This is a genomic window from Mesorhizobium sp. B2-5-4 (genome assembly GCF_006441095.1).
GTDB lineage: Bacteria > Pseudomonadota > Alphaproteobacteria > Rhizobiales > Rhizobiaceae > Mesorhizobium > Mesorhizobium salmacidum.
The window spans coordinates 35,713-56,590 of the sequence record NZ_VFUR01000004.1; the positions used below are offsets into that span (position 1 = coordinate 35,713).

The following is a 20,878-nucleotide window of genomic DNA, read 5'->3' on the forward strand; positions in this document are numbered from 1 at the left end:
TTTGAGCATTCGTCAATCCATGCGTTCCCGGGCTGTCACTTGGGCAATGTCCATTGCATCCCGGCTGATGCTGCCCGGCCACCTGATCCGGTCGCTTTTGCGATGGATTTTTTGCGCCGGCGGGACGACAGTCTGCCCACGTCAAACGAGGCCTGATCATGACCGCAGCATTTCTCTCCCATATCGACAGCGAGCTTGCAGGGCTGAAATCCGCCGGCCTTTACAAGTCCGAGCGGGTGATTTCCTCGATGCAGTCGGCCGAAATCGAGGTCGGCGGCGAGAAGGTATTGAATTTCTGCGCCAACAATTATCTCGGCCTTGCCGACAGCGCGGACCTGCGCGCGGCGGCCACGCAGGCGCTCGATCGCTACGGCTACGGCATGGCCTCGGTGCGCTTCATCTGCGGCACGCAGGAAGAGCACAAACAGCTCGAGGCGACAATTTCATCCTTCCTCAGCCTGGAGGACACCATCCTCTACGGCTCCTGCTTCGACGCCAATGGCGGCCTGTTCGAGACGCTGCTTGGCGAAGAGGATGCCGTTATCTCGGATGCGTTGAACCACGCCTCGATCATCGATGGTGTCAGGCTGTCGAAGGCCAAACGCTTCCGCTACGCCAATAACGACATGGCCGATCTCGAGGCGCGATTGCAGGAAGCGAAGGATTGCCGCTTCCGGCTGATCGCCACCGACGGCGTGTTTTCCATGGACGGCATCATCGCCAATCTCCGAGGTGTCTGCGATCTCGCCGAGAAATACGACGCGATGGTGATGGTCGACGACAGCCATGCAGTTGGTTTCGTCGGTGCAAACGGCCGCGGCTCGGCCGAACATTGCGGCGTCGAGGGTAGGGTGGACATTATCACCGGCACGCTCGGCAAGGCGCTCGGCGGCGCTTCCGGCGGATATACCTCTGGCAAAAGCCAGGTCGTCGACTGGCTGCGCCAGCGCTCGCGGCCCTATCTCTTTTCCAACACGCTGATGCCGGCGATCGCCGGTGCCTCGATCAAGGTGTTCGACCTGATCCGCAATGGCGATGCCTTGCGCGAGCGCCTATATGCCAATGCGGCGCGGTTCCGGTCCCAGATGGGTAAGCTTGGCTTCACGCTGGCAGGCGCCGATCATCCGATCATACCGGTGATGCTCGGTGATGCGACGCTGGCGCAGGAAATGGCCGCGCGCATGCTGAAGCGTGGCATCTATGTCATCGGCTTTTCGTTCCCGGTCGTGCCGAAAGGCCAGGCGCGCATCCGCACCCAAATGTCAGCGGCGCATTCCAGCGCTGATATCGACCGCGCGGTGGAGGCATTCGGTGCGGTCGGTAGGGAATTGGGTGTGATTTCCTGAACGGCCGGCGCCGAAAAGCGATTCCGGATCAAGAGATTCAAGGGACAAAAGAATGTCGAACATGATGAAGGCGCTGGTGAAGGCCAAGGCCGAGCCGGGCATCTGGATGGAAGAGGTGCCGGTGCCGGAGATCGGCCCCAACGACGTGTTGATCAAGGTCAAGAAGACGGCGATCTGCGGCACCGACGTGCATATCTACAATTGGGACCAGTGGGCGCAGAAGACCGTGCCGGTGCCGATGGTCACCGGCCATGAATTCGTCGGCACGGTCGCCGACTTTGGTGCTGCGGTTACCGAATACAAGGTCGGCCAGCGCGTGTCGGGCGAGGGCCACATTGTCTGCGGCCACTGCCGCAACTGTCGTGCGGGCAGGGGACATCTGTGCCGCAACACGCTCGGCGTCGGCGTCAACCGTCCTGGCGCCTTCGGCGAATATCTGGCGATCCCGCAGCACAATGTCGTGCCGATTCCCGACGATGTTCCGGACGAGATTGCCGCGATCTTTGACCCCTTGGGCAATGCCGTCCACACGGCGCTGTCCTTCGATCTGGTCGGCGAGGATGTGTTGGTCACCGGCGCCGGACCGATCGGCATCATGGGCGCACTGGTCGCGCAGTGCGTCGGCGCGCGCAAGGTCGTCATCACCGACATCAACCCGGTGCGGCTGGCGCTGGCGAAGAAGCTCGGCGTCCAGCATGTCGTCGATGCCTCGAAGGAAAAGCTGCGCGATGTCATGCCGGTGCTCGGCATGACCGAGGGATTCGACGTCGGTCTCGAAATGTCGGGCGCCGCGCCCGCCTTCCGCGACATGATCGACACCATGAACAATGGCGGCAAGATCGCCATCCTCGGCATAGCGCCGACCGGCTTCGAGATCGACTGGAACAAGGTCATCTTCAAGATGCTGCACTTGAAGGGCATCTATGGCCGCGAAATGTTCGAGACCTGGTACAAGATGATCGCCTTGGTGCAGGGCCCGCTCGATGTGACCGGCCTAATCACGCATCGCATCGGCGTCGATGATTTCCAGGTTGGGTTCGATGCGATGAGGAGCGGCAGTTCGGGCAAGGTGGTGATGGACTGGTGAGACGCGTCGACAGAGACGTGGAGTTCCTTCGCGCCCCTCTGTCCTGCCAGCCTATCAACTCTATTTTCCTTCCAACGCCATCTCCAGTGCCGCCATCCCGCTCATAATCGCCGCACGTGCGTCCACGCCAAACTTCGCCAGCAACTCTCTCTCAAACGCCTTCGCCAGCGGCACCATCTCGCGATAGGCAGCGAGCCCGGCCTTCGTCAGTGTCAGGTGCTCGACGCGGCGGTCGTTCTCGTCAGGCGTCCGCACCAGCCAGCGCCGGCGTTCCAACTCGGCTACCGCCCGCGAAACCTTGGTCTTGTGCATGGCCGATTGTTCGCCAAGTTCCGTCGCGGTCATCGTGCCGCGCTGTCCCAACCCCGATAACGTGCGCCATTCGGGCCGGGTCAGGCCATGGCGGTCCTTGTAGACCTTCGAGAATTCGCGGCTGACGGCATCGGCGAGGCGATACAGCCGGTAGGGCAGGAAGCTTTCGAGTTCGAGAATGTCCATTGTCCGCATCCGGAAAAACGGAAGATTGATAGTTACATTTTCAATGGTTACAAACGAAACAAGTTTGGTCAATCCGGGAGGAAGCGATGGCCTTTTCCTACATGCCGGGCTTCGGAAACGATTTTGAGACCGAGACACTGCCCGGCTCGCTGCCGCAGGGACGCAACTCGCCGCAGCGGCCGGCCTACGGCCTCTATGCCGAACAGCTTTCCGGTTCGCCCTTCACCGCGCCGCGCGGCACCAATGAGCGCTCCTGGCTCTATCGCATCCGTCCGAGCGTCAGGCACACGGGCCGGTTCAAGGCCGCCAGCTATCCGCTGTGGAAGACTGCCCCCAATGTCGGCGATCACGAGCTGGCGCTTGGCCAGTACCGCTGGAATCCGGTGCCGATGCCGAACGAGCCGACCGATTTCATCCAGGGCATGCGCACCATCACCACAGCCGGTGACGTGCTCGGGCAGACCGGCATGGCAGCCCATGTCTATGTCGCCAATCGCTCGATGGTCGACGACCATCTCTTCAACGCCGACGGTGAACTGCTTGTCGTGCCGCAGGTGGGCAGCTTGCGCTTGGTCACCGAGATGGGTGTCATCGAGCTTCGGCCGGGCGAAATCTGCGTGCTGCCGCGCGGCCTCGTCTTCAAGGTCGAATTGGTCGACACCGAAGTGCGCGGCTATGTCTGCGAGAACTACGGCGCCAAGCTGACGCTGCCTGACCGCGGCCCGATCGGCGCCAATTGCCTGGCCAATCCGCGCGATTTCAAGACGCCATGCGCCTGGTTCGAGGAGAAGGAAACGCCGTGCCGGCTGATCGTGAAATGGTGCGGCAATTTCCACGTCACCGAGATCGGCCATTCGCCGCTCGACGTGGTGGCATGGCACGGCAACTACGCCCCCTACAAATATGATCTGGCGACCTTTTCGCCGGTCGGCGCGCTGCTGTTCGACCATCCCGACCCGTCGATCTTCACCGTGCTCACCGCGCCGAGCGGCGAGGAAGGGACCGCCAATATCGATTTCGTCATCTTCCCGCCGCGCTGGCTGGTGGCCGAGAATACGTTTCGGCCGCCCTGGTATCACCGCAACATCATGAGCGAGTTCATGGGGCTGATCCACGGCCAGTACGATGCCAAGGAAGAAGGCTTCGTGCCCGGCGGCATCAGCCTGCACAATCTGATGCTGGCCCATGGCCCGGATGCGCCTGGCTTCGAAAAAGCCTCGCGCGCCGACCTGAAACCGGTCAAGCTCGACAACACCATGGCTTTCATGTTCGAGACCCGCTTTCCGCAGATGCTGACCCGCTACGGCGCCGAACTCGAAACCCGGCAGGACAATTACATCGACTGCTGGGCTGACCTGAAGAAACGCTTCAATGGCACGCCCGAGGGCGACTGGTCTTGAGCGGCAAGTCAATGCCGGATCGGTTGGTGTTGTTGGGCTCGAAAGGCGGTCCGGCGCTGCGGCCGGGCGGACCGTGGCCGAGTTCGTCGCTGCTCGAGATCGGCGGGCGAGCGATCGTCGTCGACTGCGGGCTTGGCGTGACGCGCGGCCTGGTCGATGCCGGCATCAGCCTGAAGGCGCTCGACCTGATCTTCATCACGCACCTGCATTCCGACCATGTGTTGGAGCTGGGGCCGCTGATCCACACCGCCTGGATGGCTGGCTTGGCGACGCCGGTCACCGTGTTCGGCCCGCCTGGGGTCGGGCACTATTGGCGGCGCTTTTGTCAGGCGATGGAATTCGACATCGAGATCCGCATCGTCGATGAGGGCCGGCCCGATATTCGCGAGTTGGTTTCGATCGACGAATTCGACGAAGGCCATGTGGTCGAGCAGCGCGGCCTGAAGGTGACGGCGCTGCGCGTCGACCACCCACCAGTGACCGACTGCTTTGCCCTCCGCTTCGAGCATGGCGCAAAAAGCGTGGTGTTCTCGGCCGACACGGCCTTCTTCCCACCGCTCGCCGATTTCGCCGAAAGTGCCGATATCCTCGTCCATGAAGCCATGCTGGAGGAGGGCATCGAGCGGCTGGTTGCCAGGACCGGCAATGGCGCTCGGCTCAGGGAACATCTGCTCGCCAGCCACAGCTTTGCCGAGGAGGCAGGCCGTATCGCCAGCGATGCCGGCGTCAAAAGGCTGGTGCTCAACCACCTCATTCCGGCCGATGATGTCGGGATCGGCGAGGAGGACTGGGTTGCCGCCGTCAGGAAAACATGGGCCGGCGACTTGACGATTGCCCGTGACGGCCTTGTTGTGGAGCTAAGCAGCGAGAAAGCTGCGCAAGGAGAGGGAACCACATGAAGCTTGCCACGCTGAAGGACGGAACGCGCGACGGGAAACTCGTCGTCGTTTCGCGCGACCTGACGCAATACACCGACGCCTCGTTCCTGGCACGCACGCTGCAGGCGGCACTCGACGACTGGCGCAGGATCTCGCCGCATCTCGCGACAATCGCGGAATCGCTGGAGAACAATGCGATGCCGGCAGCTCGCTTCCACGAACACGATGCGCATTCGCCGCTGCCGCGCGCCTATCAATGGGCCGACGGCTCCGCCTATGTGAACCATGTCGAACTGGTGCGGAAAGCGCGTGGCGTCGAAATGCCGGCGAGTTTCTGGACCGACCCGCTGATCTACCAGGGCGGCTCGGACTCCTTCGTTGCGCCACGTGATCCGATCCGCATGGCGGATGAAGCCTTCGGCATCGACATGGAGGCCGAAATTGCCGTCATCATCGACGACGTGCCGATGGGCGCCAGCCTCGATCAGGCACGCGCCGCGATCCGGCTGGTCATGCTGGTCAACGATGTCACGCTACGCGCGCTCACCGGGTCGGAACTCGCCAAGGGGTTCGGCTTCTTCCAATCGAAACCGTCCTCCGCCTTCTCTCCGGTCGCGGTGACGCCGGATGAGCTGGGCGACGCCTGGGATGGCGGCAAGGTCAGCCTGCCGCTGCTCGCCGACATCAACGGCAAGCCGTTCGGCCGCGCCAATGCCGGTATCGACATGACGTTCGATTTCCCGGCCCTGATCGCTCATGCCGCCCGCACAAGGCCACTGGTATCAGGCACCATCATTGGTTCGGGTACGGTATCCAACAAACTCGACGGCGGCCCGGGCAAGCCAGTCTCGGCGGGCGGCGCCGGCTATTCCTGCATCGCCGAACTGCGCATGATCGAGACGATTGCGTCAGGCGAACCAAAGACGCCGTTCCTGCGCTTCGGCGACACGGTGCGCATCGAGATGAAGTCAAAGACTGGAGCCTCGATTTTCGGCGCCATCGAGCAGACGGTGGAGAAATACGAGCGGTGAGCGCAAGGAGGAAGAATGACCCTGCTCGAGCATCTTCGCCGCATGGCGCGCAACAATTTGTGGTCGAACGATCGGCTCTATCGCGCCGTGCTTGCGCTGAAGCCCGGTGAGTTCGAGGCCGAGCGCACCAGCTTTTTCCCGTCGATCAAGGCGACGCTCAACCATGTCCTCGCGGTCGATCAGCTCTATCTCGATTTTCTCGAAGAAGGCGGCGTCGGTGCCGCTGCCTACGATGACTTCGTGCCTTTCGCTGCTGCGCCGGAGCTTTGCGTGGCTCAGCTGGCGGCCGACCGGCGGCTGATCGCCTTCTGCGATGGCCTGTCGGAGACCGATCTCGATCGCCGCGTCATCACCGACCGGCGCGAGGACGGCATGATCCCAGAACGCATTGGCGATATCCTGGCGCACGTCTTCCTGCACGACATCCATCATCGCGGCCAGGTCCACGCCATGCTCTCGGGTAGCTCGGTCGCGCCGCCCCAGTTGGACGAGTTTCTGCTCGATTATGATATGAAGCTGAGGGAGAAAGAGGTCGGGCGGCTGGGGCTCTAGCCGTCATCTCGAATACTCGGCCCATTCAGGGCCGAGGGCGTCAAAATCATCGGCGATACGAATTTGCCCTTCAAAGCGCCGATGCGTGGCAAAAGGTCTTCCTTCTCCGGCGGTGGCAAGAGACGCGCCACGGCCTTCGCGCGCCGCGTGAGCACGATCTCCTCGCCAGCTTTCGCGCGTCTCACTAGTTCCGACAGTTTGGCTCTGGCTGCAGTTGTGGAGACGGTCACAGATCGACCTCTTATGGCCGGAACTTAGGTCAACGCTGATCGAACTGCTAACGAGCTTTCACTTTTACGCCGCCTTGCCGTCAACCTTGATGACGCCGCGCTTGATCTGGTCCTGCTCGATCGATTCGAACAGCGCTCGGAAATTGCCTTCGCCAAAGCCTTCGTCGCCCTTGCGCTGGATGAACTCGAAAAAGATCGGCCCGATAACGGTCTTCGAGAAGATTTGCAGAAGGATCTTGGTCGTGCCGCCATCGACCACGCCTTCGCCGTCGATCAGGATGCCGTGTTTCTTCATCCGCTCGATCGGCTCGTCATGGCCGTTCACGCGGTCATAAGACATGTCGTAATAGGTCTCAGGCGGGCCGGGCATGAATTTCAGCCCGTTCTCGGCGAGCTTGTCGGTGGCGGCGTAGATGTCGTCCGTGCCGACAGCGACGTGCTGGATGCCTTCGCCATTGTACTTCTTCAGGTATTCGGCGATCTGGCTGGTCTCGTCCTTGGACTCATTCAATGGAATGCGGATCTTGCCGCAGGGCGAGGTGATGGCGCGGCTGACCAGGCCGGTAATCCTGCCGTCGATGTCGAAGAAATGGATCTGCTTGAAACCGAACAGATTGCGATAGAAGTCCCACCATTTGTCCATCTGGCCGCGATAGACATTGTGGGTCAGGTGGTCGAGGTAATAGAAGCCGACGCCCTGCGGTCGCGGGTCGCGTTCGCCCAGCCATTCGAACTCGGCGTCATAGGCCGAGCCCTTTTTGCCATAGGCCTCGATGAAATAGAGCAGCGAACCGCCGATGCCTGATATGGCCGGCACGTCGAGTGCCTTGTCGTCGCCTTCATAAGGCGTGGCGCCCTTCGACACCGCATGCTCGAAAGCATGTTTGGCATCAACCACCCGCCAGGCCATCGAGGCCGCGCAAGGGCCGTGCTTGTCGGCGAACTTCATCGCGTGCGAGCCGGGCTCGGCATTGACGACATAGTTGATGTCGCCCTGGCGCCAGACGGTGATGTCCTTCGTGCGATGCCTGGCTACCGCCATATAACCCATGCGGGTGAACAGTTCGGCTAGCTTCTTGGGCTCCGGATGCGCGAATTCGACGAACTCGAAGCCATCGGTGCCGGCAGGGTTGTCCTTGCTGATCGTGGCGGGCGGGGCGTCGTGTGGGAAGGGACCCATGATAATTCCTCCGGAAGCTGCTTGGCCTAAAAAGGCCATCCCATCATAGCGCGAGGCTTGTGCATGGTGCTTGCATTCAAACGCTTGAAATGGTGATGTCATGCGTGAAGCATGCATAATATGGGAGAAAACCATGGACAATGGGCGCATTGATCAGTTTGACCGCAAGATAATGGCGCTCTTGCAGGGTGACGCGCGGCTCACCAACAACGACCTTTCCGAAAGGGTGAACCTGTCGGCATCGCAATGCTCGCGCCGCCGGCAGCGGCTGGAGGAGGATGGCTATATCAAGGGCTATCGCGCCGTGCTCGACCGCGACAGGCTCGGCTTCTCGCTGGTCAATGTCATTTCAGTGACGCTGGCCACCCACAACCGCGACAATGCGCGGCGCTTCGGCGAATTGGTGGCGCGCCTGCCGGAAGTGCAGGAGGCGCACGCGCTGACCGGCGAGATGGATTACATCCTGAAGGTGGTGACGCCCGATCTCAAATCGTTGTCGGAGTTCGTCAACGGCGTACTCCTGCCGCATGAATCCGTGCAGCATGTGAAGACCGCGATCGTGCTGGAGACGCTGAAGGAAACCGGGGCGCTGCCGATCTAACCCTTCGACTGCTGTATCGCCAGGAACAGATTGGTGCAGCGCGCGCCGGACCGGCAATAAGCAAACACCGGGCCTTGGAGCTCGTCGAGCGCCTCTGCCTGGTCCTCGACATTCTCGGCGGTCATCTGGCCGCTGATCACCGGGATGTAGCGGAAGGCGAGGCCAGCGGCTTCGACCGTTGCCTTGAGCGTGTCCGCCGAAGGTTGGCCGGGCTGCTCATCGTCCGGCCGGTTGCAGATCACGCTCTTGAAGCCGGCTTCCTTGATGGTGGCGACATCTTCGGGCTGGATCTGACCCGAGACCGAATAGTCCTCGCTGATCTGGCGATATTCCATGGCTCATATCCTCGCAATCTGGTTTGGCGGCAGTCTTGCCATTGCCCGGTGGGCACGGCAATCCGCATCGACGGAATTCTCTGCCAAATAGACATGGCGCGCCAGAAAATCCAACCAAGCCGATACGGCCCGGTTGGGTGCGGATCAAATTCAGCTGCCTAGAATGGCGCCTTTGATCTGACGGATGTTGTTGCGCATCATGTCGATATAGGTCGAGCCCGGGCCGTCGGGCTGCGACAGCGCGTCCGAGTAGAGCGTGCCGCCGACCTTGATACCGGTCTCGCTGGCGATCTGCTCGATCAGGCGCGGGTTGGTGATGTTCTCGACGAAGATGGCCGCGGCCTTGTCCTGCTTCACCTGCTCGACCAGCTTGGCGACATCGGCGGCCGACGGTTCGGAATCAGTCGAGATGCCTTGCGGAGCGAGGAAGGTCAGGCCGTATTCGTGTTCGAAATAGCCGAAGGCGTCATGCGAGGTGATGACGACGCGCTTTGCCTCGGGGATCGACTGGATCGCCGCCTTCACTTCGCCTTCCAGAGCATCGAGCTTCCTGGTGTAGGCGGCGGCATTGGTCTGGTAGCTGACACAGCCGTCGCTGTCGGCCGCGCAGAAGGCCTCGGCGATGTTCTTCACATAAATCTTGGCATTGGCGATCGACTGGAAGGCGTGCGGATCGGCGACGGTCTTGCCGCCGCCGGTGCCGACACCCTCGGCCGCATCGGCGTCGGCGAATTCAGGTTTGAAGTCGATCGGCGTCACGCCCTTGGTCAAGGTGACAATGGAGGCCTTGGTGGCGCTGGCATCGACCAGGCGCTGCAGGAAACCTTCGAAGTGCAGGCCGTTGACCAGCACGATATCGGCCTTGGCCATGGCCACCGCGTCGGCAGGGCTCGGCTCGTAGACATGGGCGTCGCCGTCTGGGCCGACGATCGTGGTGATCGCGATGCGGTCGCCGCCGACATTCTTGGCGAAATCCGCAACGACTGTGAAGCTGGCGACCACTTTCAGCGGTGCGGCGAAAGCCGATGACGCGCTGAAGGCGGCAAATGTTATAACGCTCATCGTCAGGGCGGCACGGATCGATTTGAGCATAAGCGGGTCTCCTTTTAGGGCGGGGGATCAGGCCGTTCTGTGACGGTGATGGATGATGCGGGCGCGCAGGATGCCGCGCGTGCCAAACAGGATCGAGGCGAAATAGACGACGCCGGCCGACAGGATGATGGCAGGGCCGGATGGCAGCGACGCATGATAGGACAGGAGCAGTCCGGCGATGCAGGAGGCAAAGCCGATCAGCACGGCCAGCACGCACATCGGTTCGACGCGCGTCGTCCAGAAGCGCGCGGCTGCCGCCGGCAGCATCATCAATCCGACGGAAAGCAAAGTTCCGAGCGCCTGGAAGCCGCCGACGAGGTTGAGCACGACGAGACCGAGGAAGATGAAATGCACCGGGCTGCCCATGCGGCTGACCGAACGCAGGAACAGCGGGTCGAGGCATTCGGCCACCAGCGCCCGCCAGAAGATGGCAAGACTGACCAGCGTCACCGCGACGATGCCGCCAATCAGCGTCAAAGCCTCGTTGTTGAGCGCCAGCACCGTGCCGAACAGCACATGCATGAGGTCGACGCTGGAGCCGCGGATCGACACCATCAGCACACCGATGGCGAGCGAAATCAGATAGAAAGCGGCCATCGAGGCGTCCTCGCGCTGGATGGTGAAGCGCGAGACGGCGCCAGCGCCGAGCGCGACGATGACGCCGGCGATCAGGCCGCCAATGGTCATCGGCAGGATTTCAAGGCCGTAGAACAGGAAACCCGCCGCCGCCCCAGGCAGGATGGCATGCGCCATCGCGTCGCCCGACAGGCTCATGCGCCGCAGCATCAGGAAGACGCCGATGGGGCAGGCGCCGAGCGACAGCATCAGCGAGCCGAACAGCGCCCGCTGCATGAAGCCGAAATCGGCGAAAGGGGCGATGAAAAGACTGTAGAGCGCGTCCATCAGGCAGCCCTCGGTCCGGCGCCGTGGTGATGATCGTGGTCGTGGCCATGATGACCATGGTCATGAGCGTGCTCGTCAGGCTCGCACCAGGGCGCGTTCTCTTCCCAGGCTTCGTGGAAGTGGCGCGCGCGCAGCAGGTTCTCCGGTTTCAGCGTCTCCCGGGTCTCGCCCCAGGCAACCGGCTGACGGGCAAGCAGCAGTGTTTCGGGAAAATTCTGGCGCACCAGATCGAGATCATGGACCACCACCAGGATGGTGCGCTCTTCGCCGTGCCAACGCTTGATCAAGGCAATGAGGTCACCGACCGTCTTGGCGTCGACAGCGTTGAACGGTTCGTCGAGCAGAATCAGGTCGGCATCCTGCAACAGCACGCGGGCAAACAGCGTGCGCTGCAACTGGCCACCCGACAGCGTGTCGATCGGCCGCTTCTCGAAGCCGCCGAGGCCGACGGCCATCAAAGCCTGGCTGACGGCCTCACGATCTTCCCCGGTATAGCGGCCAAGCATGCCGCGCTTCGGCCACAGGCCGAGCGAGACCAGATCGACAACGCGGGCGGGAAAGGAGCGATCGAGTTCCGATTGCTGCGGCAGGTAGGCCGCCCGCACGGCCGGCGCGCGAATGACCTCGCCTGCCATCGGCTTCAGCACCCCGACAATACCCTTCATCAGCGTCGACTTGCCAGAGCCGTTGGCCCCAACCACGGCCGTCAGCGAGCCCTTGCGGATCGCGCCATCGAGGTGATGGATCGCGGGATGGCTGTTGTAGCCCAACGTCAGATCACGGAATGTCAGGCAGGTCTGGGTCATATCGTTCCGTGGGAAACCAAATCCGGCTAAGGTGCGGCCGTTTGGATATGTGATGTTATTACATTAGTCAACAAGCCAATCCGGCGGAATTGCGTCGCGGTGGTCAACTCGCCGTGTAGGCGCCTGGCCCTGGATGGAGCAATTGGCTCAAGCGGTTTCGGTTCAGCCGGCCTTGCCCGAAGCGGACGGCGACTCTAAAGAGGCGCGACCACAACGGAAGGAACTCGCAATGAGCATTCGGCGCATCGATGTTGGCCCGCGCATGAGCCAGATCGTCATCCACGGCAACACCGTCTACCTGGCCGGCCAGGTCGGCGAACCCGGCGGCAACGTCGCCGCGCAGACCCGCGATATTCTGGCGACCATCGATGAATTGCTGGCCAAGGCCGGCACCGACAAGACCAAGATCGTCCAGGCGATCATCTGGCTGGCCGACATGGGCACCTTCGCCGAGATGAATACCGAATGGGACAAGTGGGTGCCGCAGGGCCACACGCCCGCCCGCGCCACCGGCGAAGCAAAGCTCGCCGGCCCGGAATATCTGGTCGAGATTATTATCACCGCGGCGCTGTAAAGGCGCGACGTCAGAACTGCCGATCTCCCCCCACGACCAGGGGGAGATCACTCACCCCTGCGACGGCGTGAACCTTGCCACCAGCGTATGGCTTTCCGCCGGATAGATGAAGCGCACGTGGGTGACCGGGTGCTCGGCACTCCAGGTGCGGCGTTCGACCACTAGGCAAGGTGCCCCGGGATCGATGTCGAGCGCATCGGCGATGGCGTCGTCAGCGCTCATGGCGCGTATCCGATGCTCGGCCTCGCTCCACGGCACGCGGTCGATCAGCCAAGGCCCGGCAGCGATTTCCAGAAACTCTTCGTCCCCGGCTTCCGAAACCGCCGAAAGATTGATCAGACGTTGCTCGAGCGCGAATGGCCGTTCGCCGGCAAAATGAAGACCTTCGAGCCATAGCACTGGACCTGCGGCGGACAGTTCGAGCAACGTCCTGTCCTCCCCATTGCTGCGCCGCTTCAGGCGTTCCAGCCGCTTGTAGCGATAGGGCAGGCCGAGCGCCTCGACTTCGATCCTGATGTCGTGAAGTTCCAGCACGGCTGCCTGCGATTGCGGCTGGCGGACAAAGCTGCCCGACCGGCGGCGGCGTTCGATCAAACCTGCCTTGGCCAACTGGGACAGAGCCTTGTTCACCGTCATGCGTGAGCATTTGTATTCGGCGGTCAGCTCATGTTCGAACGGGATACGGTGGCCGGGCACCCAGGTGCCGGAAAGAATTCTTTCCCGGATATCGGAAAGGATGCGCTGATGAAGCGAGACGGTCTCGCTGTCGTCTATCTCCGTCGGTTCAGCCATGCTCATCTGGATGAACCCTCGGAAAGCGCTGTCATCACGCCGCGAAACCGTTCGGCGATGGCCTTGCGCTTGGCATGTCTGCCATCACTGACCTGTTTCTTGCCATGCACCCAGACACAATCGACCTTGCTGCCATTGGCGAAAATCCAGGCGTCGAGGATTGCATCGCCGGTTTTGCCGGCCAGCGAGGGGTTGCCGGCGTCGAGCGAGACGAGATCGGCGGATGCACCAGGCGCGATTTGCGATGCGCCGGCGCCAAGCGCGACGCTGCCGCCGTCAAGCGCTGCGTCGTACAGCGCGCGGCCGGTCGAGCCGCCAGCCACGGCCAGCACATTGCGGGCGCGGTGCGCGAGGCGCTGCGAATATTCGAGCTGGCGCAATTCGTCGGGCAGGCCGATCAGCACGTTGGAATCGGAGCCGACACCGAAGCGGCCGCCATGCTCCCTGAACAAAGGCGCGGCGAAGGTGCCGTCGCCGAGATTGGCCTCCGTGATCGGGCAAAGGCCGGCAATGGCGCCGCTCCTGGCCATGCCGATGGTTTCAGCATCGGTCATGTGGGTGGCATGGATCAGGCACCAGCGCTGGTCGACATCGGCAGCCCCAAGCAGAAATTCGACCGGACGCGCGCCGGACCAGGCAAGGCAGTCTTCGACTTCTTTCACCTGCTCGGCGACATGGATGTGGATTGGTCCGTTTGGCGCCATGGCCGCAATCACCGTGAGTTCTTCAGGCGTCGCGGCCCGTAGACTGTGCGGGGCAACGCCGACAATTGCTTGATTCAAAGAGCGGACAGATTCCCGGCTTTTCTCAACAAGCCGGGCGAACCGATTCACGTCGTTGATGAATCGGCGCTGGCCCTCGTTTGGCGCGGCACCACCGAAGGAGGAATGTGCGTAAAACACAGGCAACAGCGTCAGGCCGATACCCGTTTCGCCGGCCGCGGCAGCGATGCGCTCGGCCATCTCGGCTGGGTTGGCATAGGGTTGTCCATCACGGTCATGGTGCAGATAATGAAATTCGCCGACGCGCGAAAAACCGGCCTCTAGCATTTCGACGTAGAGCTGCGCCGCCACCGCCTCGACCTGGTCGGGAGTCATCCACAGCGCGAAGCGGTACATCACCTCGCGCCAGCTCCAGAAACTGTCGGCGGAGTGGCCGCGCAACTCGGCGAGCCCTGCCATGCCGCGTTGGAAGGCGTGGCTGTGCAGATTGGCCATGCCGGGAAGGAGAATGGCATGGCGTTCGTCACCAGGAGACGCGGTGCTCCCAGGCTCTACGGCCGCAATGCGCCCATTGGCGAAAGTGATCCGCACATTGTCGTGCCAGCCGTTGGGAAGAAGCGCCTGTTCCGCAAAGATATCGGTCACTTTTCTCTCCGCTTCCCGGTCTCGTGTGCGATGATGACACTTGCAGTGCGTCTCAATATGTATATACATAATCGCCACCGATTGAAACGGAAAAGATGATGGCCGTAGAGAGCAAAAACCCGGCAGGGGGACTTCGCCTGTGGCGCAACGCGCGTCTGGCAACCATGGCTGAAAATTCTGCCGGACTGGGTATCGTCGAGCAAGGCGCGCTCGCCGCGCGCGATGGCCGCATTGTCTATGCGGGTTCGCAATCCGAGATGCCGTCGGCGTTTGCCCAGGGCGAGATCATCGATTGCGAGGGCCGCTGGATCACGCCCGGCCTGATCGACTGCCACACCCATCTCGTCCACGCCGGGAACCGCGCCAACGAGTTCGAGATGCGGCTGGCCGGGGCCACGTATGAAGAGGTCGCCAGGGCCGGCGGTGGCATCGTTTCCTCGGTCAAATCCTTGCGTGCCGCCAGCGAGGACGACCTGGTTGCCCAGACGCTGCCGCGCCTCGATGCGCTGATGGCCGAAGGCGTCACCACCGTTGAAATAAAGTCGGGCTATGGTCTCGATCTTGAAAACGAGAAGAAATCGCTGCGCGCCGCGCGGCAACTGGGCAGTGTACGCCCGGTGATGGTTCGCACCACATGTCTCGCAGCCCACGCGCTGCCGCCCGAAGCCAAGGGCGACAAGGACGCTTTCATCGATCTCGTCGCCAAAACGATCCTTCCCGGCGTCGCCGCGGAAGGCTTGGCCGATGCCGTCGACGGGTTCTGTGAAGGCATCGCCTTTTCGCCCGAGCAGATGTCTCGCGTGTTCGACAAGGCCAAGGCGCTCGGCTTGCCCGTAAAACTCCACGCCGACCAGCTGTCCAACCTGCATGGCGCTGAATTCGCCGCCCGCTATGGTGCATTGTCAGCCGATCATCTCGAATACACCGACGAGGCGGGCGCCATGGCGATGGCCAAGGCGGGGACAGTGGCGACGATCCTGCCCGGCGCCTACTACTTCATCCGCGAGACCAAGAAGCCGCCGATCGCCCTGTTCCGCCAGCTTGGCGTCAAAATGTCGGTGGCCACCGACAACAATCCCGGCACTTCGCCGCTGACCTCGCTGCTTCTGACCATGAACATGGCGGCGACCCTGTTCGGCATGACGGTCGACGAATGTCTTGCCGGCGTCACCCGCGAAGCCGCGCGTGCGCTGGGCCTGCTCGAAGAGACCGGCACGCTGGAACCGGGCAAATCCGCCGACCTGGCGATCTGGGACATCGAGCGCCCCGCCGAACTCGTCTACCGTATGGGCTTCAACCCGCTGCATACCCGCATCTGGAGAGGACAATGACAGAACTGACGCTGAAGCCCGGCGATGCGACGCTGGCCGACTGGCGCGCCATCTACCGTGGCGCCATGCCGAAACTGGACGGTGCCTGTCGCCCGAAAATCAAGGCAAGCGCCGAAGCTGTCGCGCGCATCGTCGCCAAGGGTGAGCCGGTCTATGGGATCAATACCGGTTTCGGCAAGCTGGCCAGCGTGCGCATTCCCGCCGAGGATCTCGAGACCCTGCAGCGCAACATCGTGCTTTCGCATGCCGCGGGCGTGGGCGAGCCGATGCCTGTTGCCATTGCCCGGCTGATGATGGCGCTGAAACTTGCGAGCCTTGCGCAGGGTGCCTCCGGTGTGCGCCCGCAAACCATCGAGTTGCTCGAAGCGATGCTGGCCAATGACGTCATCCCGGTGGTGCCGGCGCAAGGTTCAGTTGGCGCCTCCGGCGACCTTGCCCCATTGTCGCACATGACGGCGGTGATGATCGGTGTCGGCGAATGCTTTACCCCGCATGGCCGCTTCCCGGCCAAGGTCGCGTTCGTCTCGCATGGGCTGGAGCCCGTCACATTGGGCGCCAAGGAAGGTCTGGCGCTGCTCAACGGCACGCAGTTTTCGACGGCCTATGCGCTGGCCGCCCTGTTCGAGGCCGAAGTGCTCTACCAGTCGGCGCTTGTCGCCGGCGCGCTCTCGACCGACGCGGCAAAGGGGTCCGATGCCCCCTTCGACCCGCGCATCCATATGTTGAGAAAGCATCGCGGCCAGATCGAGACCGCGGATGCGTTGCGCAATCTGATGGCCGGCAGCGCCATCCGCGAGTCGCACCGGCTCGGCGACGAGCGTGTGCAGGATCCCTATTGCCTGCGTTGCCAGCCGCAAGTCATGGGCGCCGTGCTCGATGTCCTGCGCAAGGCCGCCGATACGCTCGAAACCGAGGCCAATGGCGTTACCGACAATCCGCTGGTCTTCGCCGAGGACGACACGGCGCTCTCCGGCGGCAATTTCCACGCCGAGCCGGTCGCCTTCGCCGCCGACATGATCGCACTTGCCGCCTGTGAGATCGGCTCGCTGTCGGAGCGCCGCATCGCCATGCTGGTCGATCCCGCGCTGTCAGGCATGCCCGCCTTCCTGACGCCCAAGCCCGGCCTGAACTCCGGCTTCATGATCCCACAGGTGACGGCGGCCGCACTTGTCTCGGAAAACAAGCAGAAAGCCTATCCGGCCAGCGTCGATTCCATCCCGACCTCGGCCAACCAGGAAGACCATGTCTCGATGGCCGCGCATGGCGCGCGCCGGCTGATCGGCATGATCGAGAATGCGACGGCTGTTATCGGCATTGAATTGCTAGCCGCCGCGCAAGGGTGCGATTTCCATGCACCACTCGCCTCGAGTGCGGCGCTTGAAGCCGTGCGCAAGCTGGTTCGCGCCGAGGTGCCGCATCTCGACAATGACCGGCACTTCCACCCCGACATGGAAAAGGCGATCGCCATGGTACGTAGCGGTGCAGTCGCGAAGGCCGCGAGCGCGGTGGCGCTGCCGGGGATTGCGCTATGACACCTTCTTGGCTGACAATAAAACGAGGCACGGCGCCGCTTCTGGTGTCGATCCCGCACACCGGTGTCGACCTCGCCGGCCTCGAAAACCGGCTTATCTCGCCATGGCTTGGTCGCCGCGATTGCGACTGGTGGATCGACAATCTCTATGATTTCGCCGGCGGTCTCGGCGCTACGGTCGTGCACACCGCGATCTCGCGCACAGTCATCGACGTCAACCGCGATCCATCCGGCGCCTCGCTCTATCCCGGCCAGGCAACCACCGGCCTATGCCCAGCCGAAACCTTCGACGGCGATCCGCTCTATCGCGAGGGCGAAGAGCCGGGACCGTCGGAGATCGACGAGCGCCGCGAGAAATTCTTTGCACCCTATCACGCCGCCTTGCAGGCCGAGATCGACAGGTTGCGGACCTTGCATGGCAAGATTGTCCTCTACGACTGCCATTCGATCCGCTCGGTGCTGCCACGCCTCTTCGAAGGCACGCTGCCGGTGTTCAACCTCGGCACGAACGACGGCAGGAGCGCTGATCCGGCGTTGCACGCGATGGTCAACCAGATCATGGCAGAAACCGGTGAGACCTTTGTCGTCAACGGACGCTTCAAGGGCGGCTGGATCACGCGCCATTTCGGCCAGCCGCACCAGGGCGTGCATGCGCTGCAGATGGAGCTCTCCAACCGCGGCTACATGCGCGAGCCGGACGGGAAGGGCACACCGGACAATTGGCCCGCGCCCTACGATGCCGCGTTCGCCGCGCCCATCCGCGCCACGCTGACGCAGATTCTCCAAACCGCCATTGACTGGGCCGGGCGCTGACGCGCCGCCTCATCCGAAAGGGACAATGATGACCGACCCCCGTCACAACATCCGCGAAGTGCGCAGCCCCCGCGGCGACAAGCTCAATGCCCGGTATTGGACGACTGAAGCGCCGTTGCGCATGCTGATGAACAATCTTGACCCTGATGTCGCCGAGAACCCCAATGAACTGGTCGTCTATGGCGGCATCGGCCGGGCGGCGCGTACCTGGAACGATTTCGACCAAATCGTTGCGTCGCTGGAGACGCTTGGCGAGGACGAGACGCTGCTGGTGCAGTCCGGCAAGCCGGTCGGCGTGTTCCGCACTCACCCCGATGCGCCGCGCGTGCTGATCGCCAACTCCAACCTGGTGCCGCACTGGGCGACCTGGGAGAAATTCAACGATCTCGATAAGAAGGGCCTGATGATGTACGGCCAGATGACGGCCGGCTCCTGGATCTACATCGGCACGCAAGGCATCGTGCAGGGCACCTACGAGACCTTCGTCGAAGCCGGCCGCCAGCATTATGGCGGCAATCTCAAGGGAAAATGGATCCTGACCGGCGGCCTGGGCGGCATGGGCGGCGCCCAGCCATTGGCCGCCGTCATGGCTGGCGCCTGCTGCCTGGCGATCGAATGCAATCCGGATTCGATCGACTTCCGCTTGCGCACCCGCTATGTCGACGAGAAGGCCGAGACGCTCGACGAGGCCATGGAAATGATCGAGCGCTGGACCAGGGCCGGCGAGGCGAAGTCCGTCGCCCTGCTCGGCAACGCCGCCGAGATCGTGCCCGAGATGTTCAAGCGCGGCATTCGCCCCGATATGGTCACCGACCAGACCTCGGCGCACGACCCCATCAATGGTTATCTGCCGAAGGGCTGGACTATGGCCGAGTGGCGCGAAAAGCGCGTCAGCGACCCCCGGGCGGTCGAGAAGGCGGCGCGCGCCTCCATGCGCGAGCATGTCGAGGCGATGGTCGCGTTCTGGAACGCCGGCGTGCCGACACTCGACTATGGCAACAACATCCGCCAGGTCGCCAAGGACGAAGGGTTTGAAAACGCCTTTGCGTTCCCCGGCTTCGTGCCGGCCTACATCCGTCCGCTCTTCTGCCGCGGCATCGGCCCGTTCCGCTGGGCTGCACTCTCCGGCGATCCAGAGGATATCTACAAGACCGACGCCAAGGTGCGTGAACTCACCCCCGGCAACACCCATCTGCACAATTGGCTGGACATGGCCCGCGAGCGGATTTCCTTTCAAGGGTTGCCGGCGCGCATCTGCTGGGTCGGCCTTGGCGATCGCCACCGATTGGGCCTCGCCTTCAACGAAATGGTGGCCAAGGGCGAACTCAAGGCGCCGGTCGTCATCGGTCGCGATCACCTCGATTCGGGTTCGGTCGCTTCGCCAAACCGCGAGACGGAATCGATGAAGGACGGTTCCGACGCAGTGTCCGACTGGCCGCTGCTCAACGCGCTGCTCAACACAGCTTCGGGCGCGACCTGGGTATCGCTGCACCATGGCGGCGGCGTCGGCATGGGCTTCTCCCAGCATGCCGGCATGGTCATCGTTGCCGACGGCACGCCGGACGCGGCAAGGCGGCTGGAGCGCGTTCTATGGAACGATCCGGCGACGGGCGTCATGCGCCATGCCGACGCCGGCTATGACATCGCGATCGAATGCGCCAAGGAGCACCAGCTCAACCTGCCAGGCATTCTCGGATAGCGGCTGACGTGATGCGTGTCCTTCGTGCCACCGATTACCGCGTCATGCCGTGGAAGAACGGCGGCGGTACGACGACCGAGATCGCCGTCTCGCCCGATGGTGCCGGGCTCGACGATTTCGACTGGCGCGTCTCGATGGCCCGGGTCGAACGCAGCGGGCCATTCTCCAATTTTGCCGGCATCGACCGCACGCTGTCGGTGCTGGAAGGCGAGGGGATCGTGCTTGATGTCGCGGGCCGTCCGCCGGAGCGGGTGACAGCGGCTTCCCAGCCATTTTCCTTTCCAGCCGACCAGCCGACGAGTGCCGCGCTGATCGCCGGCCCGATCACCGATCTCAACGTTATGACCCGTCGCGGCCGCATGTTGCATTCGGTCGAGCGTCTGGCGATTTCGACGCCTGCGGAAATCCCGGCCGAGGCCGGTCCCACCCTCATCCTTTGTCACGGAGGCGATGCCATTTTCCCCGGCGCCGCGCCCGTTCGTCTCGGACCGCTCGACACCCTGCTGCTCGGGCCGGACGCCTCTGTCTTGCGGGTTCAGCCCGCGCCGGATGCGACCCTTTTCGTGATCCGGATAATCGCTGCCGCCTGACGCGCTTCGCCCAACGGTTACCGCCTGTTTCCAAACATGATCGCGACGCTGGCGAAATATAGCGTAAGCTGGCACTGGCATCACGAAAAAGCCCAAATCCTCTCCGTCGATCGATCCCGACGGGAGCAAGAGGCGCTCGTCTTTGGATTGGTCGAAAGATGACGCTCCGTCGTGGTGCGGAAGTAAACTTTCGGCTTAGGGTTGATGCAACCGATTGCATTCGAACCGGTTTTAGGGCCATT

At 62.8% G+C, this 20,878-nt stretch carries 22 protein-coding genes; 13 read left to right on the forward strand and 9 right to left on the reverse strand.

Annotated features, from left to right (window positions below; translation table 11 throughout):
- Positions 1 to 158: 158 nt before the first annotated feature.
- Positions 159 to 1,346, forward strand: coding sequence for a glycine C-acetyltransferase (locus FJ492_RS06285; protein WP_140769039.1), 1,188 nt, complete (start codon positions 159 to 161; stop codon positions 1,344 to 1,346).
- A 52-nt stretch (positions 1,347 to 1,398) separates the two neighbouring features.
- Entirely contained in the window at positions 1,399 to 2,433 is a 1,035-nt protein-coding gene (gene tdh / locus FJ492_RS06290; protein WP_140507281.1) for an L-threonine 3-dehydrogenase, read from the forward strand.
- A 60-nt stretch (positions 2,434 to 2,493) separates the two neighbouring features.
- On the opposite strand, the gene FJ492_RS06295 is transcribed toward tdh, so the two are convergent.
- On the reverse strand, positions 2,494 to 2,931 hold the full coding sequence (locus FJ492_RS06295) for a MarR family transcriptional regulator (RefSeq protein ID WP_181166590.1): 438 nt from the start codon (positions 2,929 to 2,931) through the stop codon (positions 2,494 to 2,496).
- 86 nt (positions 2,932 to 3,017) lie between these two features.
- Here FJ492_RS06295 and hmgA point away from each other — a divergent pair, with 86 nt between their 5' ends.
- From hmgA to FJ492_RS06315, 4 genes are read left to right on the forward strand one after another with little or no spacing between them, the layout of a single operon-like run.
- The gene (hmgA, locus tag FJ492_RS06300) at positions 3,018 to 4,331 is read left to right on the forward strand and encodes a homogentisate 1,2-dioxygenase (RefSeq protein WP_140769041.1); all 1,314 of its coding nucleotides are present in this window, start codon (positions 3,018 to 3,020) and stop codon (positions 4,329 to 4,331) included.
- Between the two features lie 11 nt (positions 4,332 to 4,342).
- Positions 4,343 to 5,230, forward strand: coding sequence for an MBL fold metallo-hydrolase (locus tag FJ492_RS06305; RefSeq protein WP_181166598.1), 888 nt, complete (start codon positions 4,343 to 4,345; stop codon positions 5,228 to 5,230).
- Positions 5,227 to 6,240, forward strand: a complete 1,014-nt coding sequence (locus tag FJ492_RS06310) for a fumarylacetoacetate hydrolase family protein (protein ID WP_140769045.1) — start codon at positions 5,227 to 5,229, stop codon at positions 6,238 to 6,240. Before FJ492_RS06305 ends, FJ492_RS06310 begins: the two co-directional genes overlap by 4 nt.
- Positions 6,241 to 6,255: 15 nt before the next feature.
- Positions 6,256 to 6,792, forward strand: a complete 537-nt coding sequence (locus FJ492_RS06315) for a DinB family protein (RefSeq protein ID WP_140769047.1) — start codon at positions 6,256 to 6,258, stop codon at positions 6,790 to 6,792.
- Here FJ492_RS06315 and FJ492_RS06320 read toward each other — a convergent pair.
- Entirely contained in the window at positions 6,789 to 7,022 is a 234-nt protein-coding gene (locus FJ492_RS06320; RefSeq protein WP_246675914.1) for a type II toxin-antitoxin system prevent-host-death family antitoxin, read from the reverse strand. The genes FJ492_RS06315 and FJ492_RS06320 overlap by 4 nt on opposite strands.
- A 64-nt stretch (positions 7,023 to 7,086) precedes the next feature.
- Complete coding sequence (gene hppD, locus FJ492_RS06325) at positions 7,087 to 8,202, reverse strand: 4-hydroxyphenylpyruvate dioxygenase (RefSeq protein ID WP_140749080.1); 1,116 nt, start codon at positions 8,200 to 8,202, stop codon at positions 7,087 to 7,089.
- A gap of 133 nt (positions 8,203 to 8,335) precedes the next feature.
- Here hppD and FJ492_RS06330 point away from each other — a divergent pair, with 133 nt between their 5' ends.
- The gene (locus FJ492_RS06330) at positions 8,336 to 8,803 is read left to right on the forward strand and encodes an Lrp/AsnC family transcriptional regulator (protein ID WP_140507272.1); all 468 of its coding nucleotides are present in this window, start codon (positions 8,336 to 8,338) and stop codon (positions 8,801 to 8,803) included.
- Here the strand turns inward: FJ492_RS06330 and FJ492_RS06335 are convergent.
- The 4 genes from FJ492_RS06335 to aztA form a co-directional block, all read right to left on the reverse strand.
- Positions 8,800 to 9,138 (reverse strand): TIGR01244 family sulfur transferase, encoded by a 339-nt coding sequence (locus FJ492_RS06335; protein ID WP_027143117.1) that lies wholly within the window; start codon positions 9,136 to 9,138, stop codon positions 8,800 to 8,802. The two genes, FJ492_RS06330 and FJ492_RS06335, sit on opposite strands and share 4 nt — an antisense overlap.
- Before the next feature lie 150 nt (positions 9,139 to 9,288).
- On the reverse strand, positions 9,289 to 10,230 hold the full coding sequence (aztC, locus tag FJ492_RS06340) for a zinc ABC transporter substrate-binding protein AztC (protein ID WP_140769049.1): 942 nt from the start codon (positions 10,228 to 10,230) through the stop codon (positions 9,289 to 9,291).
- A gap of 27 nt (positions 10,231 to 10,257) precedes the next feature.
- Positions 10,258 to 11,133 carry a zinc ABC transporter permease AztB gene (gene aztB, locus FJ492_RS06345; RefSeq protein WP_140769051.1) on the reverse strand — a complete coding sequence of 292 codons (876 nt, stop codon included), beginning with the start codon at positions 11,131 to 11,133 and terminating at the stop codon, positions 10,258 to 10,260.
- Positions 11,133 to 11,939, reverse strand: a complete 807-nt coding sequence (gene aztA / locus FJ492_RS06350; protein ID WP_140769053.1) for a zinc ABC transporter ATP-binding protein AztA — start codon at positions 11,937 to 11,939, stop codon at positions 11,133 to 11,135. Before aztA ends, aztB begins: the two co-directional genes overlap by 1 nt.
- A gap of 229 nt (positions 11,940 to 12,168) precedes the next feature.
- On the opposite strand from aztA, the gene FJ492_RS06355 reads away from it, so the two are divergent.
- Entirely contained in the window at positions 12,169 to 12,513 is a 345-nt protein-coding gene (locus FJ492_RS06355) for a RidA family protein (protein ID WP_027143113.1), read from the forward strand.
- Positions 12,514 to 12,564: 51 nt separating this feature from the next.
- Here FJ492_RS06355 and hutC read toward each other — a convergent pair whose 3' ends face one another.
- Positions 12,565 to 13,305, reverse strand: a complete 741-nt coding sequence (gene hutC / locus FJ492_RS06360) for a histidine utilization repressor (RefSeq protein ID WP_140507494.1) — start codon at positions 13,303 to 13,305, stop codon at positions 12,565 to 12,567.
- Between the two features lie 2 nt (positions 13,306 to 13,307).
- Complete coding sequence (locus tag FJ492_RS06365; protein ID WP_140769056.1) at positions 13,308 to 14,672, reverse strand: formimidoylglutamate deiminase; 1,365 nt, start codon at positions 14,670 to 14,672, stop codon at positions 13,308 to 13,310.
- A gap of 98 nt (positions 14,673 to 14,770) precedes the next feature.
- Between FJ492_RS06365 and hutI the strand changes: the two genes are divergently transcribed.
- Genes hutI through FJ492_RS06390 form a run of 5 tightly spaced genes read left to right on the forward strand, consistent with a single transcriptional unit; the run spans position 14,771 to position 20,636 of the window.
- Complete coding sequence (gene hutI / locus FJ492_RS06370) at positions 14,771 to 16,003, forward strand: imidazolonepropionase (RefSeq protein ID WP_140769058.1); 1,233 nt, start codon at positions 14,771 to 14,773, stop codon at positions 16,001 to 16,003.
- Positions 16,000 to 17,535: a histidine ammonia-lyase gene (gene hutH / locus FJ492_RS06375; protein WP_140769060.1), complete on the forward strand. Its 1,536-nt coding sequence runs from the start codon at positions 16,000 to 16,002 to the stop codon at positions 17,533 to 17,535. Before hutI ends, hutH begins: the two co-directional genes overlap by 4 nt.
- Entirely contained in the window at positions 17,532 to 18,347 is an 816-nt protein-coding gene (gene hutG / locus FJ492_RS06380) for an N-formylglutamate deformylase (protein ID WP_140769062.1), read from the forward strand. Before hutH ends, hutG begins: the two co-directional genes overlap by 4 nt.
- A gap of 25 nt (positions 18,348 to 18,372) precedes the next feature.
- Positions 18,373 to 20,046 (forward strand): urocanate hydratase, encoded by a 1,674-nt coding sequence (gene hutU, locus FJ492_RS06385; protein WP_181166591.1) that lies wholly within the window; start codon positions 18,373 to 18,375, stop codon positions 20,044 to 20,046.
- A gap of 11 nt (positions 20,047 to 20,057) precedes the next feature.
- Positions 20,058 to 20,636, forward strand: coding sequence for a HutD family protein (locus tag FJ492_RS06390; RefSeq protein WP_140769066.1), 579 nt, complete (start codon positions 20,058 to 20,060; stop codon positions 20,634 to 20,636).
- The last annotated feature ends 242 nt before the right edge of the window (positions 20,637 to 20,878 follow it).

Bases quoted from the DNA above. Each gene is read 5' to 3' on its own strand.
- hutI (WP_140769058.1), top strand. From the start codon at position 14,771: ATGGCCGTAGAGAGCAAAAACCCGGCAGGGGGACTTCGCCTGTGGCGC.
- hutU (WP_181166591.1), top strand. From the start codon at position 18,373: ATGATGACCGACCCCCGTCACAACATCCGCGAAGTGCGCAGCCCCCGC.
- FJ492_RS06310 (WP_140769045.1), top strand. From the start codon at position 5,227: ATGAAGCTTGCCACGCTGAAGGACGGAACGCGCGACGGGAAACTCGTC.
- hutG (WP_140769062.1), top strand. From the start codon at position 17,532: ATGACACCTTCTTGGCTGACAATAAAACGAGGCACGGCGCCGCTTCTG.
- aztC (WP_140769049.1), bottom strand. From the start codon at position 10,230: ATGCTCAAATCGATCCGTGCCGCCCTGACGATGAGCGTTATAACATTT.
- hmgA (WP_140769041.1), top strand. From the start codon at position 3,018: ATGGCCTTTTCCTACATGCCGGGCTTCGGAAACGATTTTGAGACCGAG.
- FJ492_RS06285 (WP_140769039.1), top strand. From the start codon at position 159: ATGACCGCAGCATTTCTCTCCCATATCGACAGCGAGCTTGCAGGGCTG.
- hutH (WP_140769060.1), top strand. From the start codon at position 16,000: ATGACAGAACTGACGCTGAAGCCCGGCGATGCGACGCTGGCCGACTGG.
- FJ492_RS06355 (WP_027143113.1), top strand. From the start codon at position 12,169: ATGAGCATTCGGCGCATCGATGTTGGCCCGCGCATGAGCCAGATCGTC.
- aztA (WP_140769053.1), bottom strand. From the start codon at position 11,939: ATGACCCAGACCTGCCTGACATTCCGTGATCTGACGTTGGGCTACAAC.
- FJ492_RS06390 (WP_140769066.1), top strand. From the start codon at position 20,058: ATGCGTGTCCTTCGTGCCACCGATTACCGCGTCATGCCGTGGAAGAAC.
- aztB (WP_140769051.1), bottom strand. From the start codon at position 11,133: ATGGACGCGCTCTACAGTCTTTTCATCGCCCCTTTCGCCGATTTCGGC.
- hutC (WP_140507494.1), bottom strand. From the start codon at position 13,305: ATGGCTGAACCGACGGAGATAGACGACAGCGAGACCGTCTCGCTTCAT.
- FJ492_RS06335 (WP_027143117.1), bottom strand. From the start codon at position 9,138: ATGGAATATCGCCAGATCAGCGAGGACTATTCGGTCTCGGGTCAGATC.
- FJ492_RS06295 (WP_181166590.1), bottom strand. From the start codon at position 2,931: ATGGACATTCTCGAACTCGAAAGCTTCCTGCCCTACCGGCTGTATCGC.
- hppD (WP_140749080.1), bottom strand. From the start codon at position 8,202: ATGGGTCCCTTCCCACACGACGCCCCGCCCGCCACGATCAGCAAGGAC.
- FJ492_RS06330 (WP_140507272.1), top strand. From the start codon at position 8,336: ATGGACAATGGGCGCATTGATCAGTTTGACCGCAAGATAATGGCGCTC.
- tdh (WP_140507281.1), top strand. From the start codon at position 1,399: ATGTCGAACATGATGAAGGCGCTGGTGAAGGCCAAGGCCGAGCCGGGC.
- FJ492_RS06305 (WP_181166598.1), top strand. From the start codon at position 4,343: ATGCCGGATCGGTTGGTGTTGTTGGGCTCGAAAGGCGGTCCGGCGCTG.
- FJ492_RS06315 (WP_140769047.1), top strand. From the start codon at position 6,256: ATGACCCTGCTCGAGCATCTTCGCCGCATGGCGCGCAACAATTTGTGG.